The organism is Rothia sp. 27098_8_29, from assembly GCF_041432785.1.
Taxonomy (GTDB): domain Bacteria; phylum Actinomycetota; class Actinomycetes; order Actinomycetales; family Micrococcaceae; genus Rothia; species Rothia mucilaginosa.
The window spans coordinates 804,071-822,860 of the sequence record NZ_JAPWAI010000001.1 but is presented as its reverse complement, the minus strand read 5'-3'; the positions used below and the strand labels follow the sequence as shown (position 1 = coordinate 822,860).

16 protein-coding genes are annotated in these 18,790 nt (G+C 62.1%); all 16 read right to left on the bottom strand.

The annotated features are described in order from the left end of the window. Positions 1–259: 259 nt before the first annotated feature. On the bottom strand, positions 260–1,684 hold the full coding sequence (locus tag O3649_RS03215; protein ID WP_371572728.1) for a bifunctional phosphopantothenoylcysteine decarboxylase/phosphopantothenate synthase: 1,425 nt from the start codon (positions 1,682–1,684) through the stop codon (positions 260–262). Between the two features lie 30 nt (positions 1,685–1,714). Further along, entirely contained in the window at positions 1,715–2,173 is a 459-nt protein-coding gene (gene rpoZ, locus O3649_RS03210) for a DNA-directed RNA polymerase subunit omega (RefSeq protein WP_005505953.1), read from the bottom strand. Between the two features lie 298 nt (positions 2,174–2,471). Beyond that, positions 2,472–3,029 (bottom strand): guanylate kinase, encoded by a 558-nt coding sequence (gmk, locus tag O3649_RS03205; RefSeq protein WP_012903499.1) that lies wholly within the window; start codon positions 3,027–3,029, stop codon positions 2,472–2,474. Positions 3,030–3,070: 41 nt separating this feature from the next. Next, positions 3,071–3,451 (bottom strand): integration host factor, actinobacterial type, encoded by a 381-nt coding sequence (mihF, locus tag O3649_RS03200; RefSeq protein ID WP_005508715.1) that lies wholly within the window; start codon positions 3,449–3,451, stop codon positions 3,071–3,073. Positions 3,452–3,849: 398 nt separating this feature from the next. Then, positions 3,850–4,725, bottom strand: coding sequence for an orotidine-5'-phosphate decarboxylase (gene pyrF / locus O3649_RS03195; RefSeq protein WP_070506253.1), 876 nt, complete (start codon positions 4,723–4,725; stop codon positions 3,850–3,852). Next, complete coding sequence (gene carB, locus O3649_RS03190; RefSeq protein ID WP_294632553.1) at positions 4,725–8,045, bottom strand: carbamoyl-phosphate synthase large subunit; 3,321 nt, start codon at positions 8,043–8,045, stop codon at positions 4,725–4,727. Before carB ends, pyrF begins: the two co-directional genes overlap by 1 nt. Beyond that, a complete protein-coding gene (gene carA / locus O3649_RS03185; protein ID WP_049341910.1) occupies positions 8,046–9,233 on the bottom strand; it encodes a glutamine-hydrolyzing carbamoyl-phosphate synthase small subunit in 1,188 nt (395 codons plus the stop codon). A 164-nt stretch (positions 9,234–9,397) separates the two neighbouring features. After that, positions 9,398–9,937, bottom strand: a complete 540-nt coding sequence (locus O3649_RS03180) for a hypothetical protein (RefSeq protein ID WP_005508722.1) — start codon at positions 9,935–9,937, stop codon at positions 9,398–9,400. A 143-nt stretch (positions 9,938–10,080) separates the two neighbouring features. Then, positions 10,081–11,382: a dihydroorotase gene (locus O3649_RS03175; protein WP_070847731.1), complete on the bottom strand. Its 1,302-nt coding sequence runs from the start codon at positions 11,380–11,382 to the stop codon at positions 10,081–10,083. Between the two features lie 30 nt (positions 11,383–11,412). Further along, positions 11,413–12,414, bottom strand: coding sequence for an aspartate carbamoyltransferase catalytic subunit (locus tag O3649_RS03170; protein WP_049337443.1), 1,002 nt, complete (start codon positions 12,412–12,414; stop codon positions 11,413–11,415). Further along, positions 12,411–13,082, bottom strand: coding sequence for a bifunctional pyr operon transcriptional regulator/uracil phosphoribosyltransferase PyrR (gene pyrR, locus O3649_RS03165; RefSeq protein WP_371572722.1), 672 nt, complete (start codon positions 13,080–13,082; stop codon positions 12,411–12,413). The genes O3649_RS03170 and pyrR overlap by 4 nt, the downstream gene beginning before the upstream one ends. Before the next feature lie 459 nt (positions 13,083–13,541). Then, positions 13,542–13,952, bottom strand: a complete 411-nt coding sequence (gene nusB, locus O3649_RS03160) for a transcription antitermination factor NusB (RefSeq protein ID WP_005505934.1) — start codon at positions 13,950–13,952, stop codon at positions 13,542–13,544. After that, a complete protein-coding gene (gene efp, locus O3649_RS03155; RefSeq protein ID WP_005505932.1) occupies positions 13,952–14,515 on the bottom strand; it encodes an elongation factor P in 564 nt (187 codons plus the stop codon). Before efp ends, nusB begins: the two co-directional genes overlap by 1 nt. 212 nt (positions 14,516–14,727) lie before the next feature. Beyond that, positions 14,728–15,858 carry a 3-dehydroquinate synthase gene (gene aroB, locus O3649_RS03150; protein ID WP_049345478.1) on the bottom strand — a complete coding sequence of 377 codons (1,131 nt, stop codon included), beginning with the start codon at positions 15,856–15,858 and terminating at the stop codon, positions 14,728–14,730. A 25-nt stretch (positions 15,859–15,883) separates the two neighbouring features. After that, the gene (locus O3649_RS03145; RefSeq protein WP_371572720.1) at positions 15,884–17,524 is read right to left on the bottom strand and encodes a shikimate kinase; all 1,641 of its coding nucleotides are present in this window, start codon (positions 17,522–17,524) and stop codon (positions 15,884–15,886) included. Further along, positions 17,524–18,741, bottom strand: a complete 1,218-nt coding sequence (gene aroC, locus O3649_RS03140) for a chorismate synthase (RefSeq protein ID WP_005508730.1) — start codon at positions 18,739–18,741, stop codon at positions 17,524–17,526. Before aroC ends, O3649_RS03145 begins: the two co-directional genes overlap by 1 nt. Positions 18,742–18,790 lie beyond the last annotated feature (49 nt).

Sequence of the window (18,790 nt, the reverse complement as noted above, 5' to 3'; positions counted from 1 at the left end):
GGGTACGGTCAGAAATTTCACCAGCATGACAGAAATATGCGCCGCTCCCCCCGGCGGAACCCCAGAAGAAAGAAACCCGCATCACAAGTGCTTGCTCATAATGCTCTCCAAAGGATGAGTAGATGGAGGCGCTGGCAGCCTCCCAGCGGGTACAGCAAAGCCCGCACGATACCTCCCACAGGAAGTACCGCACGGGCTCCACGCTATAAACGCTCCGAATATTTTACGCGGATGCGCCAGGTTGCCTTAGACAGAAAACTCAGGCAGAAAGCTCAGGCAGGAAAGCCGCCACATGCTCCAACAGACGCACCGACAGCTCCTTCTTCGAACCGGAGAACACCGGCGCCTCATCATTCAGAGTCGACAGCAGCGTAATCGTGTTATCGTCCGTGCCGAAACCACGATTCACGCCCACCGTATTGACCGCCAAGAAGTCCGTACCCTTACGCTGCAGCTTCTCACGACCCAGCTCCAACGGAGTCTTCTCCGCCGAACCGGTCTCCGCCGCAAAACCAACAATGAGCTTCGGACCGAGGGTGCTCTCCCCCGCCTCACGAGCCTGCTGGCGGCGCACCACGACCTCACGCAGAATATCCGGGTTGCGCACCAACTGAATCACCGGCGCATCCTCAGAATCGGCGCTCTTCTTAATCTTGAACTCGGCAAACTCAGCGGGCCTAAAATCAGCCACCGCCGCAGACATAATCAGTACATCCGCCGCCGCGCTCGCCTCAAGGGTCGCCTCACGCAGCTCCAGGGCGCTGACCACGCGGGTCACCTGTACGCCCTCCGGCGCCGGAACCTCAAGGTTCGCGCCAATCAGGTGCACGGTCGCGCCCAAGTCGCGCGCCGCCTCCGCGAGCGCCACACCCTGCTTGCCGGTCGAACGGTTGCCGAGGAAGCGTACCGGGTCCAGCGCCTCACGGGTGCCGCCAGCGGTAATGACCACGAGGCGGCCGGCCAGAGGACCACGCAGCGATTCGGATGCGCCAGTTGCCTGGTCGGGTTCACCCTGGCCTGCATCAACCTGCCCCAGCAGCGCCGAAGTCAGCGTCGCCGCACGCGCCGCCGCCATACGCTCCTGCTCTGTGCCCGTGTACAGGGGCTCAGTCGGCGCGTAACCGGGCGTGTATACCGGGTGCACCTGACCCTTCGGGAAGCGGGCAATCACATCCAGCGCCACCGCGAAAATATCCTCCGGCTCGGGCATGCGACCGGGACCAGAATCCGGGCCCGTCAAACGCCCAATCGCCGGCTCAATCACGTGATAACCCCACGAACGTAGCGTCTGCACATTCGCCTGAGTCGCCGGATGCTCCCACATCTGGGTGTGCATCGTCGGCGCCAAAATCACCGGGGCGTGCGTCGTCAACACCGTAGAGGACAGCAAATCATCCGCACGACCAGCCGCCAAACGAGCCAGCAAATCAGCGGTCGCCGGGGCAATCACCACAGCGTCAGCCTGCTCAGCCTGACGCACGTGGTTTACCTCCGGCACGCGGTCAAACACGTCCGTTGAGACGGGGTTGCCGCTCAGCGCCTCCAGAGTGGGAACACCCACGAACTTCGTCGCGTTCGGGGTGGGCATGGCAATCACCTCGTCGCCATTCTTCGCAAAAAGACGAAGGAGCATCGCCGCCTTATACGCAGCAATGCCCCCTCCAATACCAACGATAATGCGCATGGTACGTCAAAGAATCCTTGTAGAAGCAGATTACTCAGCGGACTCGTCGAGGATAACCTCTTCGATAGCAATAACCTCTTCGCTACCTGCGGGGATGTACTCCTCCTCGATAGCGCCGGGGAACTCAGCCGCGCTGAAATCAATCACAGCGGACAGATCCTCGGGAATCGGGTAGCCGTCCTCGTCGAACTTTGCGTCCGGGCGGTGCTCCGCCACAACACGGTCAGCAATGATTTCACGCATTGCCACCGACAGGGACTTCTCGTTCGACTCAGCGTCAACCAGCGGGCCAACGTGCGCAGCAGTATTGTCCTGCAGGTTAGCGTAGTACGCGTTAATCTGGCGTGCACGGCGGGCACCGAAAATCACCAGGCCGTACTTGGACTCAGCCTTCTCAATCAGCGCGTCAGCGCTGGGGCTCACGATGCCCTCGGGAGCGACACCGTCAACGAAGTTGTAGTCCTCGTGTTCCTTGATTTCGTTTGCCACTAAAAACTCCAAATAGCTTGATGGAATGTACGTACCGAACACCCCCGCACACCGTTCGCGCTATGGCGCAAACCGGGCACACTGAGGGCACGGTCAAAACTAAAGAACTATTCTACCCTCTCAACGGCTAAAACGCACGTACCAGCCCAGACAAAACCCCGAATCAGCAGACACAGGGCAAACAAAAGGTGGGGGCCCCGAAGAAAACTCTTCGGAACCCCCACCCTTCACAACGCCTCACAGCAGAACTACAGGTCGGAAGAAACTCTAGCCCCACCGCGAACGCAAAGCATGCAGATTAGGCGGCGCCAATCAGCTCAGCAATCTCCTTCGCTGCACGCTCAACAGTGTCGTTGACGACCGTGACGTCAAATTCCTTCTCAGCAGCCAGCTCAACCTTCGCGGTTTCAAGGCGACGAGCCTGCTCCTGCTCACTCTCGGTACCTCGACCCACCAGACGCGACACCAGCTCATCCCAGCTCGGAGGAGCCAAGAAAATCAGGCGAGCATCCGGCATGGTCTCGCGAATCTGGCGAGCGCCCTGCAGGTCAATCTCAAGAATCACCGGGCGGCCAGCATCCAGAGCCTCCTGGACCTTAGCGCGCGGAGTACCGTACTTGTTCTTACCGTGCACCACAGCGTACTCAAGCATCTGACCGTCAGCAATCATCTGGTCAAACTCTTCCATCGAAACGAAATAGTAGTGAGTACCGTCAACCTCACCGGGGCGAGGATCACGAGTGGTAGCGGAAACAGAGAACCACACGTTCGGGTAGTTCTCACGAATGTACTGGCACACCGTACCCTTGCCAACAGCAGTGGGGCCAGCCAGTACGGTGAGAGTCGGCTGAGACATAGCTTCCTTACTGCGCCTTCATCGGCTGAAGGCACGAGGTATTAGGACTGAGAAGACTCGGAAGACTGACCAGCAGTCTTACGACGTGCACGGTTCAAATACCGCGAATTACGGTTGAAGTACTCCACCATCTTGCGACGCTGGTGTACACCCAGGCCGCCAAGGCGGCGAGTAGGTGCAATATGAAGTTCTTCAATGATGCGTTCAGCGCGAACGGCACCAATGCCCGGAAGTGCGCGCAGCATCTGCCCCACCGGCATTTTAGCCAGTGCAGGGTCGGAATCGACCATATCGAGCACCTGACGCACGGAAAGTTCACGTTCACTCAGTGCACGCTTAATTTCCTGGCGGTGTGCTCGGGCAAGTACTGCCTTCTCGCGGGCGGAGGCGCGCGCATCCTCAGTTAGCGGAGTCAGCGGCATGGTTGGGTCCCCCATTTCTGCGAGTTATAGAATTTTACTTATCAACTAATGTAACACGGATGACACGAGAACCCTCGTTCCACCCGCGGCACTCACCCTCGCACCAACAATGCGTCTACGCACGTCAGCACGTAAATATCAGGGAGTACCCCTATAGCATAGCGGAGTATTCGCCCTATCAAAAGCGAAAGCCACGCGCGCACCTCAAAGAGCAGGCACACTCCCCCGCTACAGAGGTGAGCAAACTCGCATCAGCGCGAGCGGGCGGGGGAAAAATTATGCATGCAGGTGTACCCAAAAAATGCGATAAAACAGGTACGCAAAAGGGGGCGCGCACCCCGAGCAGATCCTCAACAGAATCCACCCGGAGCACACGCCCCTCTCACACAACACGCGAACTATGCGCCGCGAGCCGCCAACAGGTCATCACGAGCCGCCTGCGCAGCCTGCGCCAAACCCTCAACCGACGGGCCAGCAGCCAGCACGCCACGGCTGGAATTCACCAACACCTGCGACTCAACGCCCGCAAACACGCGGTATAGATCAGCCGCCGAAGCGCCCTGCGCACCATAACCCGGCGACAGAATCGGGCCGTTGAACACGCTCAGGTCAATACCCAAATCAACCAGCGCCTGACCAACGGTCGCGCCAACCACCAGGCCGCACGGGCCCATCTGCTCCCACTGGCGGGAAGCATTCTCAGCGGTAGCTGCAGCGATAATACGCTTAGCCACAGCGCCCTCAGACTCACCGGAATGACCAGACTCCGACGCGCCCACGTGCTGAACGCTCTTACCCTCAGGGTTCGAGGTCAACGCCAGCACGAAAGTGCCGCGGTCATTCTCATCAGCCAAATCCAGCGCCGGACGCAGCGACTCAAAACCCAGATACGGGCTCAAAGTCACCGAATCGGTACCCAGCGGCGAGGAGGATCCGAGCCACGCATCCGCGTACGCCTTCATGGTCGAACCGATATCGCCGCGCTTAGCGTCAGCAACAATCAGCACGCCATCAGCGGCAGCGCGGGCAAACAGCGCCTCCAGCACAGCAAGACCAGCCGAACCGTGACGTTCAAACAACGCCACCTGAGGCTTCAACGCCGCCGCAAACGGGGCGCAACCCTCATAGACCGCTTCAGTAAAAGCAGCCAGGCCGGCAGCAGAATCCTCAAGACCCCACTGCTCCAGCAGGTTCGGATGCGGGTCAATACCCACACACAGCGGGCCGCGCTCCGCCATCGCCTTCGCCAGACGATCACCAAAAGCAGCGGACATTACGCCTCGCCACCCTCAGAACGAGCATCCACAGCGGCAGCCAGCTGAACGCCGTGCTCCTGCAGGCTCATGATGTCCCAGCTGTGCTCACGCAGAGCATTAATCGCCTGAACAGCCGCAGCGAACTCAGAAATGGTGGTCATGACCGGGCAGCCCACCGAAACCGCAGCGGCACGAATCTCGTAACCATCGCTACGAGCAGCACCACCGGCAGGGGTGTTCAGAATCAGGTCAATATCACCATTGCGGACCATGTCCACAATCGAGTGGTCGCCATTCGCCTCAGCGAACTTCGAAGCCACAATCACCGAGTTCAGGCCGTTACGGCGCAGAATCTCAGCGGTACCACCGGTCGAAACGATCTCAAAGCCCAGCGACTCCAGCATCTTCGCGTAAATAATGACGTTACGCTTATCGTGGTTAGCCACCGAAATGAACACCTTACCGGAGGTCGGCAACGGCGAACCAGCACCAGCCTGAGCCTTCGCGAACGCGGTGTCATAGTGCTTATCCAGACCCATGACCTCACCGGTCGAACGCATCTCCGGGCTCAGCAGCGAATCCACCACAACACCCTCGGGAGTGCGGAAACGAGCGAACGGCAGAACCGCAGCCTTCACAGCAATTGCGGTCTCCTCAGGCAGGGATGCGCCATCCATGTTCGACGGCAGGTAGCCCTCAGCCTTCAGCTCAGCAATGCTCTTACCCAGACCAATCAGCACAGCAGCCTTAGCCATCTGCACGCCGGTAGCCTTCGACACGAACGGAACAGTACGAGACGCACGCGGGTTCGCCTCAATCACGTACAGGTTCTCAGACACGTACGCGAACTGAATGTTAATCAGGCCGCGCACACCGGTGCCGCGAGCAATCTTCTCGGTAGCGTCCTTCACCTTCGCAATGATGTCCGGGCCGAGAGTAATCGGAGGCAGAGTACAAGAAGAGTCACCCGAGTGAATACCGGCTTCCTCAATGTGCTCCATGACGCCACCCAAGTACAGCTCCTCGCCGTCGAACAGGGCGTCAACGTCAATCTCGATAGCGTCCTCAAGGAACTTATCAATCAGAGCAGGCTGCGAAGGCGAAACCTCGGTAGCGTTCTCCAGGTAGCGAGCCAGGTTCGCCTCATCGTAGACGATCTCCATGCCACGGCCGCCCAGCACGTACGAAGGACGAACCAGAACCGGGTAACCAATCTCGTCAGCGATGCGCTTAGCACCCTCGAAAGTGAACGCGGTACCGTTCTTGGGCGAAATCAGGCCGCCCTCCTCCAGCACGCGGGAGAACTCGCCGCGGTCCTCAGCCAGGTCAATAGCCTCGGGGGTGGTGCCCAGAATCGGCACGCCCGCATCCTTCAGGGCACGAGCCAGCTTCAGCGGGGTCTGGCCGCCCAGCTGCACGAACACGCCCATCAGGCCGCCGGTACGACGCTCCGACTCAACAATCTCGAGCACGTCCTCAAGGGTCAGCGGCTCGAAGTACAGGCGGGTCGAAATATCGTAGTCAGTCGAAACAGTCTCGGGGTTGCAGTTGACCATGACGGTCTCGTAACCGAGCGAACGCAGCACCATAGAGGCGTGCACGCACGAGTAGTCGAACTCGATACCCTGACCGATACGGTTCGGGCCCGAACCCAGAATCATGATCGAGGGCTTCTCGTGGTGCGCAACCTCATCCTCCAGATCGTAGGAGGAGTAGTGGTACGGGGTGAACGCCTCAAACTCGGCTGCACAGGTGTCAACAGTCTTGAAGACCGGGCGGATACCCAGAGCGTGGCGAACACCGCGCACAACATCCTCAGAAGAGCCGATAATCTCAGCAATCTGAGCGTCCGAGAAACCGTGACGCTTAGCCAGCTTCAGGGTCTCCGGGTCAAGGTTGTCACGCTTAGCGTGAACCACGCCGGCAACCTCATTCAGCAGCACCAGCTGATCCAGGAACCACGGGTCAATCTTGGTCGCCTCGTGCAGCTGCTCCACGGTAGCGCCAGCCAGCAGAGCCTGCTGAACCTGGTAGATACGCTGAGTGGTCGGAACCTTAGTCTTCTCAATCAGTTCAGCCAGCTCAGCCTCAGACAGGGACAGCGGCTTGAACGAGAAGGACGCACCCTTCTGCTCCAGCGAACGCATCGCCTTCTGCAGAGCCTCAGTGAAGTTACGGCCCAGAGCCATAGCCTCACCAACACTCTTCATGGTGGTGGTCAGGGTCGGGTCAGCAGCCGGGAACTTCTCAAACGCAAAGCGCGGAACCTTCACAACCACATAGTCGAGGGTCGGCTCGAAGGACGCCGGGGTCTTCTGGGTGATATCGTTCGGAATCTCATCCAGGGTGTAACCCAGAGACAGCTTGGTCGCAATCTTCGCAATCGGGAAGCCGGTAGCCTTCGACGCGAGCGCCGAAGAACGAGACACACGCGGGTTCATCTCAATGACGATGATGCGGCCAGTCTTCGGGTCAATCGCGAACTGGATGTTACAACCACCGGTGTCCACACCAACCTCACGAATCACGTTAATCGCGATGTCGCGCAGCTTCTGGAACTCACGGTCGGTCAGGGTCAGTGCGGGTGCCACGGTGATGGAGTCACCGGTGTGCACGCCCACGGGGTCGAAGTTTTCGATGGAGCAGACGACCACGACGTTGTCGTTGGTGTCACGCATCATCTCCAGCTCGTATTCCTTCCAGCCGAGGATGGACTCCTCCAGCAGGACCTCGCTGGTCGGCGAGTACTGAATACCCGCACCGGCAATACGGTAGAGGTCTTCCTCGTTGTACGCCATACCCGAGCCGAGACCACCCATGGTGAAGGAGGGGCGGACCACCATCGGGTAGCCCAGCTCCTTAGCGGCTTCCAGCGCCTCCGGCATGGAGTGAACAATCACCGAGCGTGCAGACTCGCCGCCGGCGCGCTCCACCACGCCCTTGAATGCTTCACGGTCCTCACCGAGGTTAATCGCCTCAATGTTCGCGCCGATCAGCTCAACATTGTACTTGGCGAGCACGCCGCGCTCATCCAGGGAGATAGCCGCGTTCAGCGCGGTCTGACCACCCAGGGTCGGCAGGATTGCGTCCGGCTTTTCCTTCTCGATAATCTTCTCAATCACCTCGGGGGTGATGGGTTCAATGTAGGTGGCGTCCGCGAACTCGGGGTCGGTCATGATGGTTGCCGGGTTCGAGTTCACGAGGATGACGCGCACGCCCTCCTCCTTCAGCACGCGCAGCGCCTGAGTGCCGGAGTAGTCAAATTCCGCTGCCTGACCGATGACGATGGGGCCGGAACCGATGACGAGGACGCTATTAAGGTCAGTACGACGAGGCATTTATGCTTCCTTTGCAGTCTTGGTTGCGACCATCAGGTCGATGAAACGGTCAAAGAGGTAGGCGGAATCGTGCGGGCCCGCGGCAGCCTCGGGGTGGTACTGCACGGAGAACGCGGGGATGTCCTTACAGGTCAGGCCCTCAACCACGTTGTCGTTCAGACCCACGTGGGAGACCATGACCTGACCGAACTCGGCGTTCGGTGCGGTCACGTAGTCGCCAATCGGCGCGTCCACAGCGAAGCCGTGGTTCTGCGCGGTGATTTCAACCTTGCCGGTGGTCTTGTCCATGACCGGCTGGTTGATGCCGCGGTGGCCGAAGGGCAGCTTGTAGGTGCCGAAGCCCAGGGCGCGGCCGAGCAGCTGGTTACCGAAGCAGATACCGAAGAACGGGGTGCCCTTACGCAGCACGCCCTGTAGCAGCTCAACCTGCTCGTCAGCGGTTGCCGGGTCACCGGGGCCGTTGGAGAAGAACACGCCGTCGGGGTTGTGGGAGTAGATGTCCTCGAGGGTTGCGCTTGCGGGCAGCACGTGCACGCGCACGCCACGCTCAGCGAAACGCTGCGGGGTCATCGACTTAATGCCCAGGTCCAGGGCGACAACGGTTGCGACCGGGGGTGCGAACCAGTTGAACTGGTGCGGCTCAACGGTGTAGGCGGTGTCAACCGAAACGGAGTCAGCGAGCTTACGGCCAGCCATCGGCTCGGAGGCGCGCACCTCCTCCAGCAGTTCAGCTTCGGGGCGTTCTGCGTGCTCACCGGAGAACACGCCCGCACGCATCGAACCGCTCGAACGCAGGCGGCGGGTCAGGGAGCGAGTGTCAATGCCCTGAATACCGACGATGCCCTGCTCGATGAGCTCTTCGTCGAGGGTGCGCTCAGAACGCCAGTTGGATGCCACACGTGCGGCGTCGCGAACCACGTAGCCGGCAACCCAAATCTTGCGGGACTCAGCGTCGGTGGTGTTCACGCCGGTGTTGCCGATATGGGGAGCGGTCTGAACCACAATCTGACCCGCGTAGGAGGGGTCGGTCAGGGTTTCCTGGTAGCCGGTCATACCGGTCGAGAAAACCGCCTCGCCCAGGGACGCGCCGGTTGCGCCGTAGCCGTAGCCGCGGTAGACGGTGCCGTCCTCCAGGACGAGCAGCGCGCGGTCCGTACGCAGGGCGCCGGATCGTGTCATGTCAGTCATGCTCTTCTTCCTTTTCTCTGGTGTTCTCCCCCGCTTCCTGTACGGCCTCTACCGTGCAGGTTCCGGGGTAGTCTATGGTGCCTTCGGCGGGTGTTCGCCTGACCTCAGGCAAAATCTATGGGTGTGGGTGCACCGGGTATTGCGCCGGGATATTACACCGGGATTTAGGCTTCCGGTTCTGCCGCCCACTTCTCGGGCGCATCCACCGCATTCGGGGCGATGCGGCGCAGCTCCCGCAGTACCGCCTGCTTGTCCTCGGCGTAGCGGGTGCGGAAGCCGGTCTGCACGCGGTGACCGTCCAGGGTCCAACCAATCACGACCAGGCCGTTCTTCTCCACAACCTTGCCCGCCATACCGCGGTCGGTGGTGATGACTGCGAGCTTCTTCGCCGGAATCCACAGGTCCTTCGCGCCGTTACGGGTGAAGATGATGCTGTCCGGGTAAATCAGCAGGGTGGACTTGCTCTTGAAGCCGAGCGAATCGAAACCCACACGGTCCAGCCAGTTACCGAAGATCGTGGTGCTGACGTACTCGCCCTCGAAAGCGGCGTCAGCGGTCATACCCTCGTAGCGTTCGGGAACTTCCTTGAGGGAGCCGAACATGTTCGCCTGGCGTGCCAGGCGCGAGCGCCATCCGTGCCACATGCCGTAGATGCACAGGGCGACCAGGGCGATGCAGATGACGGCGGTCAGGAACTTTCCCACGAAGGTTCTCTCTTTCGGTTGGGGTCTCGGTCGATGATCTCGGCCTGGGTTGGTGAGGTTGGGGACGGTGCTCCCGGCGAGGCGGTGGCAGGCGTGAACCTACCACCGCCAGGCACGGTCACTACGTACGTTTGCCTCGCGGGTTAACGGCGCGGGGTTGCCAGCTCGCCGTTCAGCACGGTCGGGTGGCCAGCGTAGAAGGTTGCACGGATCGAGCCGGGTACCTCCATGTCGCGGTAGGGGTTGTTCTTACCCTTGGTTGCCTGCTCCTCCGGCTTGATGACGCGGGTTGCCTTCGGGTCGACCAGCACAATGTTTGCCGGTTCGCCTTCGGCAAGCGGGCGGCCCTGCTCGTGGTCCAGGCGACCAATCTTCGCGGGCTCCTCGGAGAGGATGCGTGCCACATCGCGCCAGGTAATCATGCCGGTGTCAACCAGGGTCATCTGGATGATGGACAGTGCCTGCTCCAGGCCGGTCATACCGTTCGCGGCGCACGCCCACTCGCATTCCTTGGTCTCTGCGGGGTGCGGTGCGTGGTCGGTACCGATCACGTCGATGATGCCGTCAGCAACAGCCTGACGCAGCGCCATGACGTCCTCTTCGGTGCGCAGCGGCGGGTTCACCTTGAAGATCGGGTCGTAGGTGCGTGCGGTCTCGTCGGTGAGCAGCAGGTGGTGCGGGGTTGCCTCCGCGGTCACCTTCACGCCGCGGGACTTAGCCCAGCGCACAACCTCAATGGAGCCCTTGGTGGACAGGTGGCAGATGTGCAGCTTAGAGTCCAGGTGCTCAGCCAGCAGCACGTCGCGGGCAATGATTGCCTCTTCAGCGACGGCGGGCCAACCGGTCAGACCCAGGTCAGCGGACACCTTACCTTCGTTCATCTGGGCGCCTTCGGTCAGGCGCGGCTCCTGCGCGTGCTGCGCAATAACGCCGTCGAAGGTCTTGACGTATTCGAGGGCGCGGCGCATCACTGCGGGGTCGTACACGCACATGCCGTCGTCAGAGAACACGCGCACGTTCGCGGTGGAGTTCGCCATGCCGCCAATGTCGGAGAGGCGCTCGCCCTTCAGGCCCACGGTCACTGCGCCGATGGGCTGCACGCGGCACCAGCCGGATTCCTTGCCGAGGCGGTCAACCTGCTCAACGACTGCGGCGGTGTCTGCCACGGGCATGGAGTTTGCCATGGCGAACACTGCAGTGTAGCCGCCCAGGGCTGCTGCGCGGGTGCCGGTCTCGACGGTTTCGGATGCCTCGTAGCCGGGCTGACGCAGGTGGGTGTGGATGTCGACCAGGCCGGGCAGCGCCACCTGGCCTGCCGCCTCGACGACCTGTGCGTCTGCGGCGTCAATGTTCTCTGCGATGCGGCTAATCACGCCGTCCTCGATGAGGATGTCGGCGACCTTTTCGCCGTAGAGGCTTGCGCCCTTGATCAGGTACTTGCTCATGGTGTTGGTTCCTCTCGTTAGGAAGGTCGTTTAGGATTCGTCGCCGGCGTAGAGCTTGGCGCTGGAGCCGTCGGTCAGAAGCAGGTAGAGCACCGCCATGCGCAGCGCTACGCCGTTACTGACCTGGCGCAGGACCCAGGAGTTGGTGGCGTCGGCGGCTTCGGTGCAGATTTCCAGGCCGCGGTTCATGGGGCCCGGGTGCAGAATCGCGACCGGCTGCGGCTGCGCCTGCAGGGTTGCGAAGCGTTCGGCGGTCAGGCCCCACAGGTCGGTGTACTCCTCTGCGGAGGGGAAGTACGCGGCGTTCATGCGTTCTTTCTGGATGCGCAGCAGCATGACGGCGTCGGGGTTGGTGGCGATGGCTTCGTCGAAGTCGTGGAAGATTTCCAGGCCGGCTTCTTCAACCCAGGAGGCGGTGTTCAGCGGCAGCAGGGTCGGCGGTGCGACGAAGACGACCTGTGCGCCGAGGGTGTGCAGCAGCCAGAGGTTGGAGCGTGCCACACGCGAGTGCAGGATGTCGCCAACGATGAGCACGCGCATGCCGGACAGGTCGGTGCCGCGGGGGCTGTCGAGGCCGTCGCGTTCTGCCTTGTACTGGCGCAGGGATACGGCGTCGAGCAGTGCCTGGGTGGGGTGTGCGTGGGTGCCGTCGCCCGCGTTGAGTACGGGGATGTCGGTCCAGCCTGCCTCGGCGAGGCGCTGCGGCGCGCCGGATGCCGAGTGGCGGATCACGAACGCATCCGCGGCAATCGCCTTGAGGGTCTGCGCGGTGTCCTTGAGCGACTCGCCCTTAGACAGGGAGGAGCCAGAAGCGGAGAAGTTGGTGACGGCGGCGCCCAGGCGCTTCTCTGCGGCTTCGAAGGAGAGGCGGGTTCGGGTGGAGTCCTCGAAGAAGAGGTTGACGACGGTCTTGCCGTTGAGCACGTTCAGGGTGCGGTTTTCGGCTTTGACCTGCGCCATGTAGTCGGCGACGTCAAGGATTTCGATGGCTTCTTCGCGGGTTAGTTCGCGGGTGTCGAGCAGATGCTTCATGAGAGCCCTCCCAGCTGGATAATGTCAACTCGGTCTGTTGCGTTGTCGGTTTCAGTCAGTACGACGCGCACGGTTTCGCTGGCGCTGGTGGGCAGGTTTTTGCCCACGTGGTCGGCGCGGATGGGTAGTTGCCGGTGTCCGCGGTCTACGAGGACTGCCAGGCGTACGAGGGCGGGTCGCCCGTGGGCGTTGAGTGCGTCGAGGGCGGCGCGTACGGTGCGGCCGGAGTAGAGGACGTCGTCAACGAGGACTACGGTTTTGCCTTCAATGCCGATGGAGGGCATGATGCTTTCCCCTGCGGTGTCTGGGGAGGTGCCGCCGCCGCCGGTTCGCTGGTCGTCGCGGTAGGCGGTGATGTCCAGGGCGCCGATTCGTGTTTCTGCGTTGAAGTTCGGCTCGATGGCTTGGATGCGGGCGGCGAGTCGTACGGCGAGGGGCACGCCGCGGGAGCGGATGCCGATGAGTACGAGGTTTTCTACGCCTTTATTGGTTTCAATAATTTCGTAGGCGATGCGGGTGAGGGCGCGGCGGATTTCGTCCTCGCTGAGGATGGTGCGGCCGACGGTGGTCGCGTTCTCGGAGGTGCTTTGAGGGGTTGCCGAATGGGGGGCTGCGGTTACATTTCGCCCCTGATTCGCGCCGGATGTGGGTACAGCTGACCCAGGCATAGCCGTCTCCTTCCCCGCCTCACGGGACGGATTTAAAGGTTTTGTGCTTCTAGTAGGGTACCACAGTTCACAGGCTACGTTCAGGTTCGGCGAGAGACCGCTCACGGCGGGGACGGAGCTGGTATGGAGCGGGGCGGGGGCTCCGTCTTCGAGGCGCCTATGTTGTTTATAGCTAGGGTGCCGAAAAGGGGGCACTCCCCCACCTGCGTTATCTGGTGCAGCCTCCACCGATGCACCTTAACCGGCGCCTCTCCCATCCCCTGCGAGTGCATCCGCACCCAATACGGAACCCCACGCAGAACTGCACCAACCAAGCGCAACCTAGACACAGAAAACCCCCGCCGTCCTGTAGCGAACTACAGCACGGCGGGGGTTTCACGTACGCTTCCCTGCGGGCGCATCCTCAACGGCAGCAAACCAACCAGCTACAGGCTGGCGGTCAGGCCGCGGTGGGACGTCTTACGCGAGCAGGGTCGGCTTCACCTGACGGAGCTTATCCAGCAGACCGTTCACGAACTTCGGAGATTCATTCGTGGACAGCACACGCGCCAGACCGACAGCCTCAGAAATTGCGACAGCATCCGGAACTTCGTCATTGTACAGAAGCTCCCACGTGCCAATACGCAGCACGGCACGGTCCACGGCGGGCATACGCTCGAAGGACCAGTCACGGGCGTAAGTCTCCACAAACTCGCGAATCTCTTCGTCGTGGTCGCGGACGCCACGAATGATTTCCTCAGAGTAAGCAGAAATCTGCGCTACCGTGTACAGTCGGCGGCGGCGGAGTACCTCAATATAATCTTCGTTGCGCTGATCCGCCTCGAAGAGCACTTCGAGGGCGCGCAATCGGGCTTTCGTACGCGAATTCATTAGTCGTTCACGCGACCGAGGTACTCACCGGTGCGGGTATCAACCTTGACCTTGGTGCCGGTCTCCAGGAACAGGGGAACCTGAATCTCGTAGCCGGTCTCAACGGTTGCGGGCTTGGTGCCGCCGGTGGAGCGGTCACCCTGCAGGCCGGGCTCGGTGTAGGTGATTTCGAGGACCACGGATGCGGGCAGCTCGATGTACAGGGGGCTACCCTCGTGCATTGCGATGGTTGCGGTCTGGGACTCGAGCATGTAGTTTGCTGCGTCGCCAACAACGGTTGCGGGAACGTTGATCTGGTCGTAGGTCTTCATGTCCATGAAGACGTAGTCGTCGCCGTCCTGGTACAGGTACTGGTAGTCGGAGCGGTCAACGGTTGCGGTTTCAATCTTAGCGCCAGCGTTGAAGGTACGGTCGACGACCTTGCCGGAGGTAACGTTGCGCAGCTTGGTGCGGACGAACGCGCCACCCTTACCGGGCTTAACGTGCTGGAACTCAACGACGGACCAGAGGTTGCCGTCAATCTTCAGGACGGCGCCGTTCTTAATATCGGTAGTGGATGCCATGGGGCTCTCCTTCGTGTCATCGACGCTCACGCCGTAGTGATACACCGGCGAGGCGCTAAGTTTTCAATGAGCAAAAATATGTCCCGTACATTCTACAGGATGCGCACGAATTTGCCTAGCAGGGGCACCACATTTTCTGTGGCACCCCGCCCGGCTGGCGCGTATTAGCAAATACGTACCGAGTGCATCCGGTGAATATACGGGACTCGCACCTACTCGGAGATGATCTCCTGGTAGGTCATGTACAGGATCGAGTCGTCCGGCACCTCGTAGACGCGCGGGCGAGCCAAACCGTCAAGAATGATGAAGCGCAGCAGGTTGCCGCGTGCCTTCTTGTCGCGGCGCATCGCTTCGAGCAGCTGGGGCCATGCGTCTGCCTTGTAGGAGGTGGGCAGGCCCAGGGATTCGAGGATGCGGCGGGTGCGTGCCACGAGTTCTTCGTCGGCGTGGCCGGTTGCCAGCGCCAGTTCGGCGGCGTAGACCATGCCGACGGATACTGCCGCGCCGTGACGCCACTGGTAGCGTTCGTTGCGTTCGATGGCGTGGGCGAGAGTGTGGCCGTAGTTCAGGATTTCGCGGCGGCCGGATTCGCGCAGGTCCTCGGAGACGACCTCCGCCTTTACGCGCACACTACGTTCAATGAGTTCACGCATCACGGCGGACTGCGAGTCGCGTACGGCGTCCGGGTTCGCCTCGATCAGGTCGAGGATTTCAGGGTCTGCGATGAAGCCGCACTTGACGACCTCACCCATGCCGGTCAGCAGCTCATGTTCAGGCAGGGTGCGCAGGGTGCCGATTTCGCAGAGCACCGCTGCGGGCGGCCAGAACGCGCCGACCAGGTTCTTACCTTCGGCGGTGTTGATGCCGGTCTTACCACCCACGGCAGCGTCCACCATGCCGAGCAGGGTGGTCGGAATGTGAATAACGCGCACGCCGCGCAGCCAGGTTGCCGCGACGAAGCCGGCAACGTCGGTAATGGCACCGCCGCCCACAGAGATGATCGCGTCGGTGCGGGTGAAGTCGTTCTGACCGAGCACCTGCCAGCAGAACGCCGCCACCTGGTAGTGCTTTGCCTCCTCAGCGTCCGGGATTTCGGCGCTGAACGATTCGTAGCCCATGGCGCGCAGGTCTTCCATGACCAGCTCACCGGTGGAACGCAGGGCACGCGGGTGAATCACGAGCACCTTCTTGGTGCGGTTGCCCAGAATTTCGGGGATTTTACCGAGCAGGTTGTGGCCGATGAGAACCTCATAGTTCTCACGCGGGGAGCTGCCGGTCACCGGGATGCGGGTAATATCTTCCGCGCCGGAGGCACCGAAAGTGGGGGTGGGCTGAGTGCTCATCATGTGTCCTTTCACAGGTGAGGGGTTATGCTTGGGGGCGCTGCGCGCGGGAGGTGCGGGTTGCGGTCACGTACGCCTGGATTTCGGCGGTCATCTCGGTGATGGGGCGGCCGCCTCGTGCATCCAGGGTGAAGTGCGCCAGCTCTTCGTATCGACTGCGGCGTCGCTCAAAAATTTCGGTCCACCGCTCGACCGGGTTCGGCTGCAGCAGCGGGCGGGTCTTGTTGCCGGTAATGCGCGGGGTGACGGTGTCAGCATCAACGAGGATGTACACCACGCATTCGTCCTTGAGCAGCTCCGCGACAGAGTCGGTCATGGGCGCGCCACCGCCCAGGGAGAACACCGTGTTGCGGTACACGGGCGAGGTGAGGACCTCTTCGATGGTTTTGCGTTCGAGCTCGCGGAAATACGCCTCACCGAAAATCTCGAAGATTTCGGAGACTTCGCCGTAGCGTTCCACGATGAGCTGGTCGGCGTCGAGGAACTCGTAGCCGTAGAAACGCGCAAGGTGCGTACCAATGTAGGTTTTACCTGCCGCCATGGGGCCGATGAGCACGATGGGTCGGGAGCGTTCCGCGAAGTTCTCGTGCATTTCACGCACCTGCTGCGGGTGGATGCGAGCGCCGGCGGACTCGTCTTCTGCGAGCGCTTCTGCGGGGACAGCAAGCTCTGCGGGGGTTTCTTCCAGCGCAACGGGTTCTTCCGGCGCGGCGGGTACTGCGGGTGCCACAGATTCAGCGGGTACAGCGGGTGCGGCAACCTGAACCTTGCCGAACAGCGCCGGAGTCGGACGGACCGGCTTGGCGGGTTCAGCCGCGGGCACAGCTACAGGATGTGCAGGTGCGGCTACGGGAGCAGAAGCGCTCTCCCCCGCCGCCTCTGCAGGCTGAGCCTGCTTCGGAGGTGCCGGCTTGGGCGCGGCAGGTTTCGGCGCAGTCGGCTTGGGCACAGCGACTACTGACGGCGCGGCCGGTTTTGGAGCTGCTGGCTTGGGTGCATCCGCCTGTGCGGGTTCCTTGCGGGGTTCCTCTTCAGCGGTGCCCATGCCCTGCAGGGCGCTGAGCAGCTTCAGGCGCAGGTCCTCGTCCAGGCCGAGCGCCTGGTCGGCGTCCTCAGATACCGAGGAGGCGTACAGGCGCACACCCTGCGTGCTCGCCGTAGCGGCGGCGGGCAGGGGACGGGCGCCAGAACGCATCAAATCAGCGGGGGTGGGCACGCGAGAAGCCGGGCGCGCAGAAGAAACTGACGCAGAAGAAACAGATGCGGCAGCCTCAGCGCCCGCAACCTCAACATTCTGCTCAGCCGCAGCAGGTACACCGGGTTCAGACACGCCGGATTCTGCGCCGGGTTCCGGGCGCGGCGAAGCGCCCCCTCGCGCACGCTGCGTTGCCGCAGCAGGTACACCGGGTTCAGACACGCCGGATTCTGCGCCGGGTTCCGGGCGCGGCGAAGCGCCCCCTCGCGCACGCTGCGTTGCCGCAGCAGATACACCGGATTCTGCGCCGGGTTCCGGGCGCGGCGAAGCGCCCCCTCGCGCACGCTGCGTTGCCGCAGCAATACGCGCAAGGGGGCTCGAAGCGACCGGGCGAACACCCTGCTCCACAGAAACCTCCCCGGAACCGCGACCCTTCGCGCCGCGGCCCTCAGACTCCGCCGGAAGGGGCACTACGCGTCCCAACCAGCCACGTTAGACTCCCACGCCAGAGACGCCGGAATGGCGTCCAGGTAGGAATCCATGTTGCGGCGAGTCTCACCAATCGAGTCGCCGCCAAACTTCTCCAGTGCAGCCTCAGCGAGCACCAGGGCGACCATAGCCTCCGCCACCACGCCGGCGGCGGGAACAGCACACACGTCCGAACGCTGGTGGTGGGCGCGAGCCTCTTCACCGGTGGAAGTATCAATGGTCTTCAGAGCCTTCGGCACGGTCGCAATGGGCTTCATTGCCGCACGCACACGCAGCAGGTCGCCAATGCTCATGCCGCCCTCAATACCACCTGCGCGGTTGGTATCGCGGGTAACGCCGTGCTCACCAATGGAAATCTCGTCGTGAGCGGCAGTGCCCGGGCGGTCAGCGGTCGCGAAGCCGTCGCCAACCTCAACGCCCTTAATAGCCTGAATACCCATCAACGCTGCGGCAAGGCGCGCGTCCAGGCGGCGGTCCCAGTGCACGTACGAACCCAGTCCGGGAGGCATACCGTACGCGAGCACCTCAACCACACCGCCGAGAGTCTCGCCGTCCTTGTGCGCCTCGTCCACGCGCTGAACCATCGCGTCGGAGGTTGCCTTATCGAAGCAGCGCAGCGGGTCAGCGTCCAGCTGATCCACGTTGCGGGGCGAAGGCACCGGGGCGCCCTCGGGAGCGTGCACGCCACCCACAGCCACGGTGTGAGAAACCAGCTCAACACCCAGAGCCTTCAAAATCTGGGCGGCAACCACGCCAAGAGCCACGCGGGTCGCAGTCTCACGTGCGGAGGCGCGCTCCAGCACCGGGCGAGCCTCAGAGAAGTTGTACTTCTGCATACCCGCAAAATCGGCGTGACCGGGGCGCGGACGGGTCAGCGCAGCATTACGCGCACGACCCTCAATCAGCTTCGGATCCACCGGGTCGGAGCTCATCACGTCAGTCCACTTGGGCCACTCGGTGTTCGCAATCTCAATCGCGACCGGGCCGCCCTGAGTCAGGCCGTGACGCACACCGCCCAGGATGCGCACGCGGTCCTCCTCGAACTTCATGCGGGCACCGCGGCCGTAGCCGAGGCGGCGACGAGCCAGGGCGTCACGCACCATGTCGCTGGTGAGTTCCACACCGGCGGGTACGCCCTCAATAATGCCGACGAGCGCCTCGCCGTGGGATTCTCCGGCAGTGAGCCAACGCAGGGCCATAGGTTAACCTCTTTTCATCGCACCCGCACCGCAGCGCAGGAGGAAGGAA